Genomic DNA, 16,884 nt, shown 5'->3' with positions numbered 1-16,884 from the left:
GCAAGAATAAGACATGATGAAAAACGAGCATGTAGAGCTGATCCCCATCTTTGACGATAACTACGTCTTTGTCCTGATCGACAACGCGGGGAAAAAGGCCGTTGTTGTTGATCCGGGCGATGCGGGGCCGGTCACCGAGTTTCTGCGCGCAAAAAAGCTCGACCTCACAGCCATTTTAGTGACTCATCATCATTCAGATCACATTGGCGGAGTCGCTGCCCTGAAGAACACCTTCGGCTGTCCGGTGTATGCCCCTGAAAAAAATCAGAAGCAGATCCCCCAGGCAGATCACTGGCTGAAAGAAGGCGATGTGGTGAAACTGTCCCCTTGGGAATTCACCATTCTGGAGCTTCCCGGTCACACTCTGGGGCATATCGCTTACTGGGATCAACAGCACAAATGGCTTTTTTCCGGCGATGTGATTTTCGGGCTGGGTTGCGGAAGATTGTTTGAAGGCAGCCACGAACAGGGCTATGCAAGTCTTCAGCGCATCAAGAAGCTTCCGCCCCAGACGCTGATTTACTGCACGCATGAATACACCGAACGCAACCTGGACTTCTGCCGGATTCTGACAAATCAGGACAACACCCCCATCACCGGCGATTCCGAAGCGCTGGAACTTTACGCCAACGAACTGTCCAATCGCCGGGACCTGGGGCTTCCCAGCGTTCCTTTGAAACTTTCCATCGAAGAAAGCACGAATCCTTTTTTGCTGGCCCAAGACGCTGAACAGTTCCGATACCTGCGCGAGCTGCGCAACCGTCAGTGATCAGTCGGTCTTGGTTGGCAACGTTCCCATATTGGCGATGTACTTGCGACGAAAGGCAAAGATGTTTTCCACATCTTTTCTGACGAAACGATTTGCCACCAGCCATCCCAAAAAGCCCATCGGCATGCGGTAGCGAACCCGATCCACCAGCAAAGTCCCCCCGCAGAATGGACGGAATTCATGCGTGTGATGCCAAAGCCGGTAAGGGCCTTTCAACTGATTGTCGACGAACTTAAAGGGCGGCTGCCACTCGTCGATTTCGGTTTTCCATTTGGCGGGAACACCGTGAATCTTCAGCCGGTAATCTATCAGGGTCCCCTGCCCGATTTCCGGTGTCGACATTTTCTCAATCAAAAAATTCAGTGTGGGCGGCGTGATGCGCTCCAGATTGTGGGCATCCTTGAAAAACGGAAACAGCTTTTCCGGAGGTGCCGGGACAAACTGCTCAGCCACGAAAATCTCTTCCCCCATCTTGAATGGCAGACAGATTTCGTTCAGCGCCTCCAGCAGGTTTTCATAGTGGAACTTGTATCCCAAACGCTGCGCTTTTTCCGGAACCATACGAGCCGAGGCCACCAAGGACTTCGCCAGTTCACCGAATAACACATTCAAGGCAAAAAGAGGCACGGCCGGCCCCAGACGGGTCCCCAAAGACTGCACCAGAGTTTCAGAGAACTCTCGATTGGTGACTGGATGCGGAGCCCCCGCATTCAACGCACCTTCCACATCATGATGTTCCAGAGCAAAAAGATAAAGACCGACAATATCCTTTAAGTGGATCCAGCTCATCCACTGCTTGCCGTCACCAAGGACCCCACCGACACCGCTGCGGAACGGGAATAGCATCTGATCCAATGCCCCGCCCTGCCTGGCCAGCACAATCCCGGTACGCACAAAGACCGAACGACCCGGCGCCTTGGCGGCTTCGGCTTCCCATTCTTTGCAGACGTTGGCCAGGAAATCCTCTCCGTGCGAAGAATCCTCAGTCAGTGGGGTGTCACTTTGATCCCCGTAAATCCCCATCGCGGAAGAAGAAATAAAACACTTCAAGTTTTCGGGCAGGCTTTGCACCAAATGGCGCGTGCCCATGACCCGGGACTGATAAATGCGCTTTTTCTTTTCCTCGCTCCAGCGTTCACCCGCAATGGATTCGCCCATCAGGTTGAAGACGACCTCAACCTTGGCCAGACGGGAATCATGCAGCGGATTTGTATTTAAATCCCCTTCAATGATTTCACAGGGAAAAGGGAGCTGTTCGCGGGCCTTGGCCTGATCACGACTGACGACATAAAGGTCATGGCCTTTTTCCGCCAGAACTTTCCCCAGCTCCCGTCCGATCAATCCCGTCGCTCCGGTCATCAGAATTCGCATGACTGCCTCCTACTTTTTCAAAACCTTGGTGAATGCCTGTAAACAGCGCCCGCGGGCTTCGTTGTGATCCACCATGGGCTCTGGATATGCATCCGTTCCGTACTCTGGAACCCATTTTTGCACATACTTGCCATCCGGATCAAACTTCTCAAACTGAGTTTGCGGGTTGAAGATTCTAAAGTACGGAGCCGCATCACAACCTGATCCTGCCGCCCACTGCCAGTTGCCATTGTTGGCTGATAAATCATAGTCCAAAAGCTTTTTGGCAAAGTACCGTTCGCCTTCATACCAATGAATCAAAAGGTGCTTGCACAGGAAACTTGCCACCACCATGCGCACGCGGTTGTGCATATATCCAGTGGCATTCAGTTCCCGCATACCTGCATCCACCAGAGGGTACCCGGTTTGCCCCTCACACCACCTCTGAAAATCGGCCTTGGACGTACGCCAGGCGATTTTGTCGTACTCGGGACGGAAACTCTGTTTTTCCACTTGGGGAAAATGCCACAGAATCTGCATAAAGAAATCACGCCAGATCAGTTCGCTCAACCAAACGGGTGAATACTTTTTGGCTTCGCGTGCCAGTTCACGCACACTTAAAGTCCCGAAGCGCAGATGCAGTCCCAGGTGGGATGTGCCCTTTTCGTTGGCCGGAAAGTCCCGCGTCGCCTGATAGGTCTTCAACATTTTTGTGGATAGTTCCATCGGCGGGAACTCGATCTGGCTGCGCTCAAAGCCCAGACTTTTCAACGTCGGCATCGCCTCGGTTTTTTTGACTTTGGCGTAACTGCTTTCATACAGCTCATTGGGATACGACTTCAGATAAAACGGAGTCAGGTTCGCCAGCACCTTGTTTTTGTAAGGCGTATACACGGTGTAGGGCTTTCGCGCATCGGTCAGGATCTCGTCTTTTTCAAACAGGCACTGATCCTTGAAAGTTAAAAACGCAATGTGCTCTTTCGCCGCCCAGGCTGCCACCTTCTCATCCCGTTTGCGGGCCGCCGGCTCATAGTCATGATTGGTGTAAATGGCTTCAATTGTCATTTCGGCTGACAGGTCTTTAAGGACCTCCAGAGGTTTGCCATGGCGAACCAGCAAATCCGATTTTTTGGCTTTCAATTGCTGTTTAAGATCCTGAATCTGATCATAAATGAATGTCACTCGCGCATCTGCGGGGTCGTCGAGTTTTTCCAGGATTTCAGAATCAAAGATAAACAGCGGCAACACCGCAGAGCGTTCTTTAAGGGCGTGATACAGCCCCGCATTATCATCTAGACGGAGATCGCGGCGGAACCAAAAAACTGTGACTTTTGACATAGGAATAAAAGTTTAACATTTCACCTACTTAAGGTAAATTGGGATTCTATGGACGAAAAAAAGTCTGCCAAAAAACATACAAAAAAGATTGAGAAGATCAAATCCTCGGTCTTTTCGCGCAGTCTTTCTCTGGCCAAATTAACCATCCAAGCCGGAGCCTCCATCGCCCAGCACGGGGTCACCACCGCTTTAAAATCCAAAGAGTCCAAAGAGGAAACCTGGAAACAGCTTTTGCAAAACCAGGCTCAAAGCATCAGTGCGGAACTGGGTGAACTTAAAGGCAGCCTGATGAAGGCCGGCCAGATGCTTTCCATGTATGGCGAACATTTTCTGCCTCCGGAAGCCAATGACCTGTTGAAGTCCCTGCAGCATGATTCCCCACCTCTTTCTTGGGAGGCGATCGAGCCGACTTTGAAAAAGCAACTGCCTCCGGAAAAGCTGGAGCTTCTGGAAATTGAAAAAGAAGCCCTAGCCTCCGCTTCAATGGGTCAGGTTCACCGTGCGCGCATCAAGGCCACGGGCGAAAGCATTGTGCTGAAAATCCAGTACCCGAATGTGGACCGCGCCATCGACAGTGATCTTCGCGCGATCAAGACACTTCTGGGCACCTTGAAACTTCTGCCCAAGGATTTCAATATGGATCCGGTGTTTGCCGAGGTTCGGGAAATGCTGGTGCAGGAAACCGACTATGAGATGGAAGCCACTCTGACAGAGGATTTTCACAACCGCCTGGCTGGCGACAGCCGCTTTGTGGTTCCCAAAGTCATTCGTGAATTTTCAGGGCCCCGCATTCTGGCCACCACCTTTGAAAGAGGCCTGCGCGCCGATGATTCCCTGATTCAAAGCCTGCCACAGGAACGCCGCAACCGCTTGGCATTGAATTTCCTGGATCTTTACTTCAAAGAAATCTTTGAGTGGGGCGTCGTTCAAACCGATCCTCACGCCGGCAACTATCGCATCCGCATTGATCCCCAGGGGCGGGATCAGTTGGTTCTTTTTGATTTCGGCGCGACCCGTTCCTATGATCTGGACTTCCTGACTCCTTATCGCCGCATGGTCAAGGGCTCACTGCTGAACGACCGGGCTCTGTTTATGAAGGCGGCCATGGATTTAAAGTTCGTCCATGACAATGATGATCCGGTCTTAAAGCAGGTGTTTGAAGAATTTTGCTTTGAAACGGTCGAGCCGTTTATTGAATACACCGATCCCCGCAACAACCAGGGACAGATTGCAGCGGATGGAACTTATGACTGGAAAAACACCACCCTGCCCCAGCGACTTTCCAAAAAAGTATTTCAGATCATCCGTGGCTTCCATTTCCGCACGCCTCCGCGGGAAATCATTTTCCTGGATCGCAAGACCGGCGGGGTGTTTATCTTCCTCGCGGTCCTGCGGGCCAAGGTGCGCGGGCGGGATTTGCTTTTAAAGTATATTGAAAGGATCTCTTAAATGAGATTTCTGCCTGTATTGCTTTTGCTTTGCGCCTCTTCGGTCTTTGCCAAAGAAATGCCCTCCACCGTGGAATTCAAACGACTGCCGACGGTGGCTTTGAATAAAAGCGATATCAAAACACTCAAGGACCTTCAGGGTAAGGTTGTTCTGGTGGACTTCTGGGCGGCTTGGTGTGAGCCGTGCAAAGCCGCTTTGCCGCACTATAACAGCCTCTATAAAAAGTATCGCAGTCAGGGACTGGTGGTGCTGGGAGTGAACGAAGACGAAGAGGTCGCTGAACGCGAGGCCTTTTTAAAGACCGTCAAACTTGAGTTCCCGCTTTATCACGACCAGGGACGTCTGGTTCTGGAGGACTTTAAAGTTCTCGCTTTGCCGACACTTTATGTGTTTGATAAAAAGTTAAAGCCTGTGGTTTTTTATCGTGGTTATGACGAAAAAAACTCACAGGCTTTGGAAAAGAAAATTCAGGAACTTTTAAAGCAGTGACCTATCTTTGACTGAGCTTCGTTTCTGCCGGAGCCAGCCAGATATCCACGATCTTGCCTTTTTTGATCTTCTTGCCGTCTTTATACCAGAAATCCGCACGCTCGCGGGCCTCGGCATAAGCACCAATCGGACTTACCACACCCTTTTCATAGTTCAATGAGATCTTGGTGACTTTGGTGTGCAGCGGGATCATCTCGTCTTTCTGAGAGATGCCATCGCCGTTTTTATCCTGCCACATCACCAGCTTTTTGAAGCCCTTGTCACGGTGATCGATCACACCATCTTTGTTGGAATCAAAGGCTCTTAGCACCTCAAATCCGTTCACCTGAGACGCATTGTCACCGAAGAGCTCATCCTTCTGGTCGATTTTTCCGGATTTGTCACGGTCCAAAGCCACGAACCAGCCTGGAGCGTTGGCTTCCGGCCAGTGCGTTTTGCCAATCGGATTCAACGGGAAGTCGCTCATGTTATTGAAGTTTGGTCTTTGATCGTCAAAGAAGACCATCAACGGCGACCAGTAACCACCGCAGAAACCTGTTTCACCCGGGAAGGACACGTTGATGTCCACCACCGATTTATCCGCTGACACTGAAATTCCACCGAAAGACGCTGTAATGGCGCCGTCCTTACCCATATAGTCACCGCATTTGCGGGTGGGAGTATAAGAGGAATAGCCGTATTGACCGTATACCGCTGCCGAGCCATCACAGTTCACAGTCTGCACGAAGCTTGAGGATTTCAGGGATACGTCACCTTTTTCAGGGATCATCACCTGCCCCTCGTCATCAACACTGACCGTGGTCGGAACTTTTGTTTTCATCAAAACTGTGTTTCCAAACAGAGCTGCCGTGCCGGAAGCGCCACTGACAACAAATTTGTCCGCCGCCATCGGCGCCGGAGTTCCTGTCGTCATTCCTGTTTTCAGAACCAGGTCACTGGGGTACTTCACTGTGAATGCATAGTCCTTACCACCAAGCACCAGGGTAAACTGCGCTGTGATAATTGCCGTCGCAGCCAAAGGATTTGTCACCCCGCGAAGATTCGTTGGGAAACAAGAGTTATTCAACCTAACTGTGACTGTGTCCTTTGCTGCGCGACTGACCATGCCGGAAGCAGGCGCCGCCGTCACCGTTTCACCGGAACTGGCACTGTTCACCGACATCGGGAAGTCTTTGTCTTCAGCCTGAGCTGCGCCAGAGATCAACATCCCCGCGACTACGATCATTTTGAATTTATTGTTCCCCATAATTTCCCCCTGAAAACAACTACAGACTTGCGGTCTTAGTCGTATCAACTTTCTTAACTTTAAAATAAATCATTCGTTTCAGAATCGAATCGCGGCGAAGACTTAATTTCTCCACCCGATCGGCCAGCAGAACCGGCGTTCCCCAACGCCCCTCTGCATAACTCACCTTGTACAGTCTTGCCATACGCTGAGTACTGCCGGTTTCTTTCATTTCTTCCAGATAGTATTTGATCAAATGCACCGCGCGCAGACGAATCAGACTTTGACCACCCCCAATGGAAGGTGCTCGACGCAGGAACAAGTCCGCAGAAGCCAGATGTTCGCCTGTTTCCGGGTGATTCATATTCACGTACGTACTGATATTAGAGTCTGAAACCGTGCTGATTCCATGAACTGTACCCACGTAAATGGGACTTCGCGGCGCCACCTGCATATTGGCCACGCCATTAACCAGCGGGCGCAGTCGGGCCGGCGTATCCAGCATGACGGTACGACCAGTATTCCACATCGCAGGTCTTTGGGAAGCCACCTTATCGTTATAATTCAAACCCTTGAATGTAAGACTTGCAGCCACATTGAAATCATCCGGAGCGGGTCCGACCTCATAAGCAAAAACCGGGTCGTACACCAGCACGCCACCGGCTGCCGGATCCTGTGTCATGATCACGAATTCTTTTCTGCCCGTCAGAGAAAGAGTCGCATTCCTTTCAAGTCCATTTTTAATGGCGTTGGCAGGAACATCAGGGTAATAGTCAAAAAACATCTTCCCGGAATCATCCTTCACGGTCAGATTGTTATAGGAAGGATCCACATTGTTAAAATCACTGAACAGAATTCGTTCTGCCAGCTTGGTATCAATGGAGTCTTCCAGCTCTTTGGTCATCTTCACTTGATCTTTGGTAACAGTCAGCTGCGTCGTTACAACGACACTTGTCAGAATGGCGACCAACCCCACCCCGATAACCAATTCAACTGCCGTTAAACCGTGATTGTTTAAATTCTTCATTTTGCACTCACCACGAAATGATAGTCTTTAAAGGCCTCACCCTTTTCAATCCACGACTTATGAGTCACTCGCAAAGTCACTTTATAAAGTCCGCGGAATTCTGGATAAGGCTGGATCACATAGCCATAGGTGCCCTGGCAGGTTTCACATTCCTTGCGCAAAGCCACCTTTCCGTTATCCCATGCCATCGGCAGATTATCCGGATTCAACAGTTCGGACACACTGCGATTGGAGTCATAATTGATCTGATAGTTTTCAACACCTGCTTTGATGTTTTCAGCAATATCAGTCACCTGCTTGTCAGTGGAAGAAAGCAGGATTGTGCTTTTCGTGGTGTTACGCAGGGACACCATTCCGCCAACGAAGGTCAATCCCACCATGGTAATCAAACCAAAGCCCACAATGGCTTCAACAATGGTCTGACCTTTCTGATTGCCAATTACGTTCTGCATTTTCATTAAATACCTCCCTCGCGGGACTGTTCAACCACGAAGAATCGAACCAAACGGCGTTTACATGTGGTGTTGGATGCCATGGTTCCCGCCGCAATACCACAATCCGGATCCACTGAAGTCCACTGGAATGGATCAGCCTTGGCACGAAGACTGATCGTATTGCAATTCATACGATCGGCCACGGCCTTGATTGAAGGGATGGGATGCCAAATAGGTTCATTGCTGGTCGCATTACAGTCCGTGCCACTGAATGAACGAAGAATTCGTGGATTTCCTGCCGCTCGCAATTCGCGGGTGGCCTGAGGATGATAGACGCTGCTCCAGTTGATCCCGGATTTGATGGCGGTCGGATGAATTTTCATTCGACCCACAATAAAGGTCCCGATAATTCTTAGAGGAGCACTTCTGGCCTCAATGTGAAGTTCATCACAGGTCATAAAGCCGGTAACAAAAGTCGTACTGGCCTTGATCACACATTTCCCGACGATAGAGCGCACCTGGAAGGTCGCATTTGCCTGGGTCATGTTGTCGAACTCAAAAGTGGCCAATGCCGGGTCGGCCTTCATATCCTTGCTGTCATCCGCCCCCGCAAAGTTCCAGGAGGTTCGTGCAGTAGGCGCAAAGCTGACATCCCAGCCGGCACCACCAAAGGAAGCCGAGGTCATCGTACCATAGGCTTTCGAACATTCGGTCATCATGGTCTCAAGGTCATTGTCCTCGGCCAATTGAACCGCTGATCCGCCTTTTGGTTCGCGGGAAATATTCGAAGGGAAATTCAACTGGGTCTTGTTATTATTGAAGGTCATGTTGATGTAACCCAACAATTTGGTGTTCTCGTTCTTTGGATCGATCGGGTTACTTTTATAGTATGTACTGTCGTAGGCCTGAACACCGATGACCGGTTCAGAATAGTTCCCGTTTTTATCAATCATGTTCTGCACGTTTTTCGCAGACACTTCCAGATTGAGCTTGTCAAAGTAATAGGCGTTAGAAGCCTTGGAAACCTCCACCGTAATTTTTGGCGGATTGGCTTTTTGCAGCTCATAAGTATTCAAAGCAGTTTTGTCTGTATCCAGTTGTTTGGATGCCAGATTCACCACCGAAGACTGGGCCGGAATTTTATTATTGTTCAAATCGCTGATAATTTTTTTAAGATCACTGATTGCTCTTTCCAGCTCTGCCACGAGTTTTTCATCGCGATAGTCAATTTTGGTTCCGCCCGTACCTGTGGAGCCGGAACCGGAACCAGAGCCTGAGTCCGCTACGCCAGAATCTTCCACTGTCGATTCTGATTCCAAAGTTTTTTCAACTGTCTTAGTGCCACCGCTGCCGGTGCCACTTCCAGTACCAGTGCCGGTACCCGTGCCAGAACCTGATCCGGAGCCTGTGCTGCCACCAGCAAGACTGCCCTTCACGGGTTTAGCCATTTCAGCGGAAAGATCAGCCTCTTTATCCTTAAGATCCGCACGATAAGAAGCCAGGGAGTCAGTCAGATCGGATTCCGCCTTTACAGCAGCATCATAAGTCGTCTGAGAGGCTTTGACTTTGCTCCTCAACGCGGATTCAAATGCCGCAGATCCCACTTCAGGAGTGAAGGTCACAGACCCCGTGCGAGGCAACTGGGCCTCAACAACGCGATCACCCACGGCCAGCATAATCTTCACGACCGCATCATTGTAATCATTGGAGTCGACCTCGACTTTTCCGTTACCCCATCTTGTTTTATCGACCTGCAGGGCATTACTCTGACGACTGAAATAGTTCCAGTTCGACAGATAAAGACGGTAATCGGCTTCATTATAGCCGTCATCGGTCCTGCGAGCGCCCAACTCTGAACGGTAAACGCTGGTTTTATCCGCCTGCTTGGTGCTCATGTCCTGACACTTGGCCATCAAAGTTTTATCAACATTAATGCTTTTGGTTTTATCAGAAAGATAGACGAGACCGGCATCAAGCCCCCCGTCGTTTTCAACCCCTTTGAGGAATCCCCCAAAGGTGCGAACATCCGCCCAGAAACGGTCTCCCATCTGGCCCGAGGATCTCGGCGAAAACTTCCCTTTGGAAGTCATGATATCACCGTTCCCCATATACACCCGGTCAGCAAACGTCACACCGGCATAATTGATGGAATCCGGAGAAGCATCATCACCCGACTCATCCGTAGGCAAATAGATATTGCGATTTACAAACACCGGACTCTGGAAAACAAGGCCAGAGCTTCCCGCCATTTCTTTGCGGCTGGAGAACTTGTGCAAAGCCACATCCCCGGCATTCATCGGCGAATCCCACGAGCGGTCCATGTACAGATCCTGCGGCACTAGCAAGGCAAAAGATCCCACCTCACGCGGGTAAATAACGATCTGGGATTTCAGACTTAGCTCTTTATTGCCCACTTTAATCGGCTTAACATTGCCAAGGGAATCCACCAGATCGACACGGGAATCAACATACACCTCACGACCTGCCTTTGGCAGGTTGATGCTTTCATTGCGAGTCAACGTCACACGAATAGCTGCGACTTTGACAACTTCACCGTTTTCATTGCGAACTGTTTTTAAGCTTTCAAGGACAGGGAATAAGGGATGCGTTGTTGTTGCCTTGCCAACTTCCAGCAGGCGCACAATTGTTTTCAGACGAATCTTGTTCTGAGTCAGCGCGTTGGACTCCAGCGGGCCCACATTTTTTCCGTCATTCACCAACTGACGAATGAAGTTTTCCTGCTCAGTGGACATAATCAGACGCTCAACACTTCCCGTGTGCGCCAGGTTACACTCAGCCCCCAGGTCATTCATCAGCAGATTGTCGCTGGAGAAGCAGTACTTCTGACGGACCCCGAAAATCACGTAATCCATGGCACTGTTCAAAGCAAATCGCAGGTTTACGACGTTGGAGGTCTTACTGACCTGCTGCCTTTGCCCGATCACGTAATTCGTTAGAAAGTAAAAGGACGTGCTCATCACCGCGGTGGCCGCGAGAATTTGCAGCAAAATATTACCTTTGGTGTTACGTACCGTATTCAGCATAAATGGTTCCTTATTTTCTACGACCCGTACCTTTATCGGTAATTATATGAAAAAACTGATGGAAATCACAAAGTTTTATGAATTTGAAATGAAGCCGTGTCTCACGCTGAAGCGAAGTGCGCCGACTGTGGAATGAAGCTGACTCAGACAGAGATTGTGGAAAAGAAAAAGCCCGGCTGGGCCGGGCTTAAAAAACGTTTCATTTGTAAACAGTCTTAGTGGTGTTCCGGATCCGCGCAGTGAGTGCCATCAGATTCCGTTTCGATGGTGGCTTCGACAATGCCGAAATCACGCACCCTTTTTTTGACCTCATTTTTGATTTTTTCAATATCCGCAGCCCCCGCACCGCTGGCCACAACTACATGCCCTGTAAAGATGTGGCTTTCACCATCCAAAGACCACAGATGCGCATGGTGCACACCCACCACCTGATCCACTTCCAAAATGGCTTTTTCCACATCCGCCACCTGAATATGACTTGGCGAAGCCATCAGGAACACCTTCAAGGCCTCCCGCAAGTTGCGAACCACATTGTACAAAATCCACGACGCTAGGGCGATCGCCATCCCCGCATCCAGTTGTGGCACATCAAAAAATTTCATGACCAGCGCGCCGACAAGGACCATCACCCAGCCCAAAACATCTTCGATCATATGCCACATCAGCATTTTTTCATTCAGCGACTCGCCCTTGGATACGCGGTAGGCCGCAAAACCATTCACCGCCACTCCCAAAAAAGCCAGCAAAATCATGCCGTCGGCATGGGGCTGCTGAGGGGCGAACAAACGCGGTACAGCCTCGACCAGAATGAAGATCGAACCCAAGACCAAAATCAGACCGGTGATCACCGCCCCGAGGGTGGAAAAACGACGATAACCATAGGAAAACTTGCCATCACTTTGTTTGTGCGACACCTTTTCCAGAATGATCGCCAAAAGCATCGCGATGGCGTCACCGAAATCATGAAGCGCATCTGAAAGAATCGCCACCGAGTTCGTCCAAAGCCCGCCGATCAGTTCAATCACCGCGAAAGTCAGATTCAGCACCAAAGCAAAGGTCATGCGCCCCACCGCCGCGCCATGGGAATGATGATGGTGGTGGCCGTGAGAATGCGAATGGTGATGATGAGCGTGCTTGGATTCAGACATAGCTCATTTAACGCTTTTCTGGGATTGGAAGTCAATCGAACAGCCTTGAATTGACCCCCTCCAACGGGCGTGATACTTCAAAAATCACTATGAAACGCTCTCAATACAAGCAATTTGCATTTGGCCTGCTCGTTTACACCCTTCTGGTGATCCTTTGGGGTGCTTGGGTGAGGATTTCTCATTCTGGTGATGGTTGCGGCGACACCTGGCCGCTGTGCCACGGGCAACTGATCCCGGAAGCTGAACGCGGAAAAACCTGGGTTGAATACGGCCATCGTCTGATGTCGGGAATTTACGGTTTGGTGGTGATTTACTTCTGGTGGGTGTCCCGCAAGCTTTACCCAAAAGGTCACTATGCCCGCAAAGCGGCCCTGGCCACTTTGATCTTCACAATTTCAGAAGCTCTGCTGGGAGCAAAACTGGTTTTGTTCGGCCTGGTCACCACGAACGACACTCCCTATCGCGCGTTCATCATGGCGTTACACCAGATCAACTCTTTCCTGCTGACGGGATCGGTGGCACTGACCTATGCCGCCGCCTTGTTAACTGAAGACTTGCGAGTTCCCACAACCCAGGACCGCCGTTATCGTCTGCTTCCCTGGGTGATTGTCGTTATCGGCATCACCGGCGCCTGGGCATCTCTTTCAAATTCTCTTTTCCCGACGGACAACCTGCTCCAGGGGTTGCTGGATGATTTCTCAAGCGAATCCCACTTCCTGGTGCGCATTCGCGGTTTCCACCCGGTGCTGGCATTGTTGGGCGGCGGCAGCCTTGCGCTGTTCTTCTGGCTGAAGGCACAGACAACCGAATCACAGCTCGTGCAAAAGCGTTCGGTGCAAATGACGGGTCTTTTGATTGCGGGGATTTTGTTCGGAATTGCGACGCTGCTTCTGCATGCGCCGGTGTGGATGAAGATCGTGCACTTGGCACTGGCTCACTGTATCTGGGTGGTGTTGCTGCAATGGGTGTTCTTCATCCGCAGCAACAAACTTACGTAGTCAGTTCGTTGGACTCCATCAGACGGTGCAGGAAATGCACCTTCTCGTTGATGTCGTCGTACTCCAATACCATCTGCTGCAAATCATAGTCGCGCACCAGATAGGAAGCAAAACTCCCCACGATTTCCTCGGGGTGAGTCAGATTTCTCATGAAAATATCCCTCTGAGCCGGGTCCGGAATATGCGTCTGGATCCAACGGGTCAGAATCTTGTGCAGCGAATTCAGCTCCAACCTTAGGCTGGGCTCAAGCACGGTTTTCTCTGGAATAATCTGCGCCTCACAAACCATGTACGGGGTTCCTCGATCAAGGACCTTTCCCAGACGTAACTTGCCCTGTCCCTGAATAAAGACCAAAAGAGTGCCGTTCAGGCGCTCTTCGATAATCTGAGCATACCCGTATCCGGCCACCTCACGCACAAAGGGAACTGTCTCCCCTGGACGCACAGGTATCACCTTCGCGGGATCCTCAATAAACCCCACGGCAATCGGGGTCTGGGTTTCCACAGCTTCCTTGATCATGGAAAGATAGCGGGGCTCAAAAATGTTCAGAGGCTTGGTGGTCCTTGGGAACAAGGTCACATTGACTAGAGGAAAAAGAAAGACTTCCATGCGAACACGACTCCTCTTGCTTGAACTTTGATTATAAGGACTGTAGCCTGTAATTGCTATGGAAAAGGTGGATATATCAATGCGAAATGTGGTCTTTTTTGATGGCGTCTGCCACCTTTGCAATGGTTTTGTCGATGCTGTGATCAGCAGGGACAAAAACCACACTTATCTCTTTGCTCCTCTGCAAGGAACAACCGCCGAAGAGGTTCTGAGTGCTCAGGACCGGACCAATCTTGATACAGTGATTTACTTTGAGTCAGGCAAACTTTATTACCGTTCTGCCGCAATCCTGAAGATCCTCACCGGCCTCGGTGGAGCCTACAAACTTTTTGCGCTGGCCTGGATCATCCCCGGCCCTTTGCGTGATGTGTTTTACAAACTGATCGCCAAGAACCGCCACTCGTGGTTTGGCGAACGTGAGTTTTGTCGCCTTCCAACCCCGGCGGAACGTTCTTACCTTTTGCCGTAAGTTTTTTGAATCAACTCAACAAACGGACGATCCGCCGCCGAAAGTGCCATCACATCGATCTCTTCAGGCCGCTGCCATTTGAAGTCGTCATGCTCACTCAGAACCAGATCCTCGCCGCCCTTCACCGATGCCCAATACACCCGAAGCCGGATGGTTTTTGACGGATAGGCAAAGTCCTCTTCACCAATCAGCTCATGCACCCGGACACTGAGGGCCAGCTCTTCCATGATCTCGCGGACCAGGGCCTGCTCGGGAGCCTCGCCGGCCTCCACCTTCCCGCCTGGAAACTCCCAAAAACCTGCTCCGGACTGGCCGGGGCCTCTGCGAACCACAAGAATTCGCCCTTCAGGGTCTTCCTGTCTTTGAATCACGGCGGCGACGACTAACACCGGCTGCTTGGTCATGAGATTTCCTTTTGTAAGACCAAAGTATATAAGCGGTTTTTGAGTTTTTTAAGGATTTGTTTTACTCTAAGAAAGATTCACGCACAGTATTGGTGCTTCCTTAAATTGAAGCCCCTTGATAACATCAGAGTTTTGAGGGAACACGCATCATGATCGACTCGGGCAACTCGTACTTCATTCTCCTCGTCAGCGGGGTGGCACTCTTCCTTTACGGAATGAGCATGGCCTCCAGCTCTTTGGAGAAACTGATGGCCGGAAAAATCACCGGCCTCTTGAATCATCTTTCGCAAAGTAAATTTCTGGCCATCCTGACCGGGGTGATTCTGACCACCCTGATGCAAAGCTCGGGGGCGGTGACGTCCATGCTGGTCGGTTTGGGCTCTGCCCGCGTGGTCAACCTGCGCCAGGTGATGGGCGTGATTATCGGAACCGCCATCGGTACGACCCTGACGGTTCAATTGATCTCTTTGGATCTGACCCAGTACGCCCTGCCAGTGTTCACCGTGGCATTTGCATTCTATTTCAAAGCCAAGAAAACAGTCTTCAAGAACCTGTCCCTGGTCTTTATGGGGTTTGGCTTGCTGTTCTTCGGGATGAAGCTGATTTCGATTTCCTCCCATCACTTTGCTGAAAATCCAATGCTGACCGAGGTTTTCCAAAGCCTGCGTGACAACCCTGGATATTCCCTGCTGATCTCTGTGGTGTTCTGTGCCTTCGTGCAAAGTTCGGCTGTAACAATTGGTCTTGCCATGAGTTTGGCAACCGTCAAAGCGATCACCTTCTATGATGCCATGCTGTGGGTGTATGGTGCGAACATCGGAACGACTTCTGTGGCATTGATTGCCGCAGCCGGTGGAAACTACATCGGCCGCCAGGTGGCCTGGGCGCATTTCTTCTATAAAACATTGAGCGTGGTGATCTTCTATCCATTCACGCAGATCTTTATCGACTTCCTGATGACATTTGACACCACCCAGTCCCGGTCGATCGCCAACGCGCATCTGATCTTCAACGTCCTGTCTTCGATCATCTTCTTCCCGTTCATCAACAAGGGTGCTGAACTGATCGAAAAGATGTTCCCGAAAGCAGCCTCTGAAGAATTTGGAACCGAGTTCGTGAACATGAACAACTATCAAAGTTCAGCTCTGGCCATCTCTTATGCCAACCGCGAAATCATGCGCACGGCGGACATTGTTCTGGGCATGATCAAGGACTCCCTTCGTTTGTTTGAAACGAATGACCCGAAAGACTTTGATTCTATCAAGGACCGCGACAACAAGGTCGATTTCCTTTATCGCGAAACCAAGATGTTCCTTCTGGACCACGCGAACAAATCCACCACAGTGGTACATCAGAACGTCATGAACATGATTATGTTCCTGAGTGACGTTGAGCGTGCGGCAGACGCCATTGACATCAACATCCTGGCCCTGGCGATCAAAAAGAACGCCCTGAAACTGGAGTTCTCTGATGAAGGCTGGGCAGAGATCCGTCAAATGCACGAACAAGTGGTGAAAGTGGCCTCCATGGCCATCAATGCCTATCAGAATAAAGAGCTGGCGGAAGCCGCCATTCAGTTGAAGCGGGACCTGGCAAAAACCGAGATCTCTTTGCGTGAAAACCATATCAGTCGTCTGAACCGTGGCTTGAACACGTCGATCAACACCAGCTCCATTCACCTGGATCTGCTGAGTGAATACCGTCGTATCGCAAGTCTTCTGTGCAACCATGCTTACAATCAAAGGTCCCAGTCATGATGAATAACGCTATTGCCCCTATTGGTCTGCTGATCATTTCCAACATCTTTATGACATTTGCCTGGTACGGTCATCTGAAGACTCTGAAGTCCTCGGCACTGTGGCTGGTGATTCTGATCAGTTGGGGCGTGGCTTTCTTTGAATATGTGTTTCAGGTTCCGGCCAACCGCCTGGGCTCTGATTACTATTCCCTGCCACAGCTTAAAATCATGCAGGAAGTGATCACCATGGTGGTCTTTGCGGGCTTTTCGGTTCTCTATATGAAACAGTCCCTGAAGCTGGACTTCCTCTGGGCGGGCCTATGCCTTGTGGGGGCGGTTTATTTCATTTTTCGCAGTCCTTAAAAATAAATCCCTTATTTGCCTCATTTTAG

Annotated in this window: 16 protein-coding genes; 7 read left to right on the top strand and 9 right to left on the bottom strand. The window is 50.5% G+C overall.

Annotation, left to right across the window (positions count from 1 at the left end; genetic code table 11):
* Nucleotides 1-13: 13 nt before the first annotated feature.
* Nucleotides 14-769: a hydroxyacylglutathione hydrolase gene (gloB, locus tag B9G79_RS08155; RefSeq protein ID WP_088565081.1), complete on the top strand. Its 756-nt coding sequence runs from the start codon at nucleotides 14-16 to the stop codon at nucleotides 767-769.
* On the opposite strand, the gene B9G79_RS08150 is transcribed toward gloB, so the two are convergent.
* Nucleotides 770-2,140, bottom strand: coding sequence for a TIGR01777 family oxidoreductase (locus B9G79_RS08150; protein WP_088565080.1), 1,371 nt, complete (start codon nucleotides 2,138-2,140; stop codon nucleotides 770-772).
* Nucleotides 2,141-2,149: 9 nt separating this feature from the next.
* The gene (locus tag B9G79_RS08145) at nucleotides 2,150-3,457 is read right to left on the bottom strand and encodes a cryptochrome/photolyase family protein (RefSeq protein WP_088565079.1); all 1,308 of its coding nucleotides are present in this window, start codon (nucleotides 3,455-3,457) and stop codon (nucleotides 2,150-2,152) included.
* Between the two features lie 48 nt (nucleotides 3,458-3,505).
* On the opposite strand from B9G79_RS08145, the gene B9G79_RS08140 reads away from it, so the two are divergent.
* Both B9G79_RS08140 and B9G79_RS08135 read left to right on the top strand, forming a co-directional pair.
* Complete coding sequence (locus B9G79_RS08140; protein ID WP_088565078.1) at nucleotides 3,506-4,906, top strand: ABC1 kinase family protein; 1,401 nt, start codon at nucleotides 3,506-3,508, stop codon at nucleotides 4,904-4,906.
* Nucleotides 4,907-5,395: a TlpA family protein disulfide reductase gene (locus B9G79_RS08135; protein WP_088565077.1), complete on the top strand. Its 489-nt coding sequence runs from the start codon at nucleotides 4,907-4,909 to the stop codon at nucleotides 5,393-5,395. It begins immediately after the preceding gene.
* 1 nt (nucleotide 5,396) lies between these two features.
* On the opposite strand, the gene B9G79_RS08130 is transcribed toward B9G79_RS08135, so the two are convergent.
* The 5 genes from B9G79_RS08130 to B9G79_RS08110 form a co-directional block, all read right to left on the bottom strand.
* Nucleotides 5,397-6,641 carry a calcium-binding protein gene (locus tag B9G79_RS08130; protein WP_088565076.1) on the bottom strand — a complete coding sequence of 415 codons (1,245 nt, stop codon included), beginning with the start codon at nucleotides 6,639-6,641 and terminating at the stop codon, nucleotides 5,397-5,399.
* 19 nt (nucleotides 6,642-6,660) lie between these two features.
* Entirely contained in the window at nucleotides 6,661-7,647 is a 987-nt protein-coding gene (locus B9G79_RS08125) for a hypothetical protein (protein ID WP_088565075.1), read from the bottom strand.
* Complete coding sequence (locus B9G79_RS08120; protein WP_088565074.1) at nucleotides 7,644-8,105, bottom strand: hypothetical protein; 462 nt, start codon at nucleotides 8,103-8,105, stop codon at nucleotides 7,644-7,646. The genes B9G79_RS08125 and B9G79_RS08120 overlap by 4 nt, the downstream gene beginning before the upstream one ends.
* Nucleotides 8,105-11,125 (bottom strand): hypothetical protein, encoded by a 3,021-nt coding sequence (locus tag B9G79_RS08115; RefSeq protein ID WP_232469276.1) that lies wholly within the window; start codon nucleotides 11,123-11,125, stop codon nucleotides 8,105-8,107. Before B9G79_RS08115 ends, B9G79_RS08120 begins: the two co-directional genes overlap by 1 nt.
* A gap of 215 nt (nucleotides 11,126-11,340) precedes the next feature.
* The gene (locus B9G79_RS08110; protein WP_088565073.1) at nucleotides 11,341-12,273 is read right to left on the bottom strand and encodes a cation diffusion facilitator family transporter; all 933 of its coding nucleotides are present in this window, start codon (nucleotides 12,271-12,273) and stop codon (nucleotides 11,341-11,343) included.
* Nucleotides 12,274-12,362: 89 nt separating this feature from the next.
* Between B9G79_RS08110 and B9G79_RS08105 the strand changes: the two genes are divergently transcribed.
* Nucleotides 12,363-13,271 (top strand): COX15/CtaA family protein, encoded by a 909-nt coding sequence (locus tag B9G79_RS08105; RefSeq protein ID WP_088565072.1) that lies wholly within the window; start codon nucleotides 12,363-12,365, stop codon nucleotides 13,269-13,271.
* On the opposite strand, the gene B9G79_RS08100 is transcribed toward B9G79_RS08105, so the two are convergent.
* Nucleotides 13,264-13,881 carry an LON peptidase substrate-binding domain-containing protein gene (locus tag B9G79_RS08100; RefSeq protein WP_088565071.1) on the bottom strand — a complete coding sequence of 206 codons (618 nt, stop codon included), beginning with the start codon at nucleotides 13,879-13,881 and terminating at the stop codon, nucleotides 13,264-13,266. The two genes, B9G79_RS08105 and B9G79_RS08100, sit on opposite strands and share 8 nt — an antisense overlap.
* A 79-nt stretch (nucleotides 13,882-13,960) precedes the next feature.
* On the opposite strand from B9G79_RS08100, the gene B9G79_RS08095 reads away from it, so the two are divergent.
* Nucleotides 13,961-14,350 (top strand): thiol-disulfide oxidoreductase DCC family protein, encoded by a 390-nt coding sequence (locus tag B9G79_RS08095; RefSeq protein ID WP_232469275.1) that lies wholly within the window; start codon nucleotides 13,961-13,963, stop codon nucleotides 14,348-14,350.
* Here B9G79_RS08095 and B9G79_RS08090 read toward each other — a convergent pair.
* Nucleotides 14,335-14,754, bottom strand: coding sequence for a (deoxy)nucleoside triphosphate pyrophosphohydrolase (locus tag B9G79_RS08090; RefSeq protein ID WP_088565069.1), 420 nt, complete (start codon nucleotides 14,752-14,754; stop codon nucleotides 14,335-14,337). The two genes, B9G79_RS08095 and B9G79_RS08090, sit on opposite strands and share 16 nt — an antisense overlap.
* 149 nt (nucleotides 14,755-14,903) lie before the next feature.
* On the opposite strand from B9G79_RS08090, the gene B9G79_RS08085 reads away from it, so the two are divergent.
* On the top strand, nucleotides 14,904-16,511 hold the full coding sequence (locus B9G79_RS08085; protein WP_088565068.1) for a Na/Pi cotransporter family protein: 1,608 nt from the start codon (nucleotides 14,904-14,906) through the stop codon (nucleotides 16,509-16,511).
* Nucleotides 16,508-16,855: a DMT family protein gene (locus B9G79_RS08080; RefSeq protein ID WP_198298061.1), complete on the top strand. Its 348-nt coding sequence runs from the start codon at nucleotides 16,508-16,510 to the stop codon at nucleotides 16,853-16,855. The genes B9G79_RS08085 and B9G79_RS08080 overlap by 4 nt, the downstream gene beginning before the upstream one ends.
* The last annotated feature ends 29 nt before the right edge of the window (nucleotides 16,856-16,884 follow it).

Origin of the sequence: Bdellovibrio bacteriovorus (genome assembly GCF_002208115.1) — a bacterium.
In the GTDB taxonomy this organism is placed as follows: domain Bacteria; phylum Bdellovibrionota; class Bdellovibrionia; order Bdellovibrionales; family Bdellovibrionaceae; genus Bdellovibrio; species Bdellovibrio bacteriovorus_C.
The sequence above is the reverse complement of the archived record's forward strand: the minus strand, read 5'-3'. Positions and strand labels throughout refer to the sequence as shown.

What these genes read in the sequence shown, in the direction of transcription:
- gloB (WP_088565081.1), top strand. Translation starts at nt 14, where the DNA reads ATGATGAAAAACGAGCATGTAGAGCTGATCCCCATCTTTGACGATAAC.
- B9G79_RS08150 (WP_088565080.1), bottom strand. Translation starts at nt 2,140, where the DNA reads ATGCGAATTCTGATGACCGGAGCGACGGGATTGATCGGACGGGAGCTG.
- B9G79_RS08145 (WP_088565079.1), bottom strand. Translation starts at nt 3,457, where the DNA reads ATGTCAAAAGTCACAGTTTTTTGGTTCCGCCGCGATCTCCGTCTAGAT.
- B9G79_RS08140 (WP_088565078.1), top strand. Translation starts at nt 3,506, where the DNA reads ATGGACGAAAAAAAGTCTGCCAAAAAACATACAAAAAAGATTGAGAAG.
- B9G79_RS08135 (WP_088565077.1), top strand. Translation starts at nt 4,907, where the DNA reads ATGAGATTTCTGCCTGTATTGCTTTTGCTTTGCGCCTCTTCGGTCTTT.
- B9G79_RS08130 (WP_088565076.1), bottom strand. Translation starts at nt 6,641, where the DNA reads ATGGGGAACAATAAATTCAAAATGATCGTAGTCGCGGGGATGTTGATC.
- B9G79_RS08125 (WP_088565075.1), bottom strand. Translation starts at nt 7,647, where the DNA reads ATGAAGAATTTAAACAATCACGGTTTAACGGCAGTTGAATTGGTTATC.
- B9G79_RS08120 (WP_088565074.1), bottom strand. Translation starts at nt 8,105, where the DNA reads ATGAAAATGCAGAACGTAATTGGCAATCAGAAAGGTCAGACCATTGTT.
- B9G79_RS08115 (WP_232469276.1), bottom strand. Translation starts at nt 11,125, where the DNA reads ATGCTGAATACGGTACGTAACACCAAAGGTAATATTTTGCTGCAAATT.
- B9G79_RS08110 (WP_088565073.1), bottom strand. Translation starts at nt 12,273, where the DNA reads ATGTCTGAATCCAAGCACGCTCATCATCACCATTCGCATTCTCACGGC.
- B9G79_RS08105 (WP_088565072.1), top strand. Translation starts at nt 12,363, where the DNA reads ATGAAACGCTCTCAATACAAGCAATTTGCATTTGGCCTGCTCGTTTAC.
- B9G79_RS08100 (WP_088565071.1), bottom strand. Translation starts at nt 13,881, where the DNA reads ATGGAAGTCTTTCTTTTTCCTCTAGTCAATGTGACCTTGTTCCCAAGG.
- B9G79_RS08095 (WP_232469275.1), top strand. Translation starts at nt 13,961, where the DNA reads ATGCGAAATGTGGTCTTTTTTGATGGCGTCTGCCACCTTTGCAATGGT.
- B9G79_RS08090 (WP_088565069.1), bottom strand. Translation starts at nt 14,754, where the DNA reads ATGACCAAGCAGCCGGTGTTAGTCGTCGCCGCCGTGATTCAAAGACAG.
- B9G79_RS08085 (WP_088565068.1), top strand. Translation starts at nt 14,904, where the DNA reads ATGATCGACTCGGGCAACTCGTACTTCATTCTCCTCGTCAGCGGGGTG.
- B9G79_RS08080 (WP_198298061.1), top strand. Translation starts at nt 16,508, where the DNA reads ATGATGAATAACGCTATTGCCCCTATTGGTCTGCTGATCATTTCCAAC.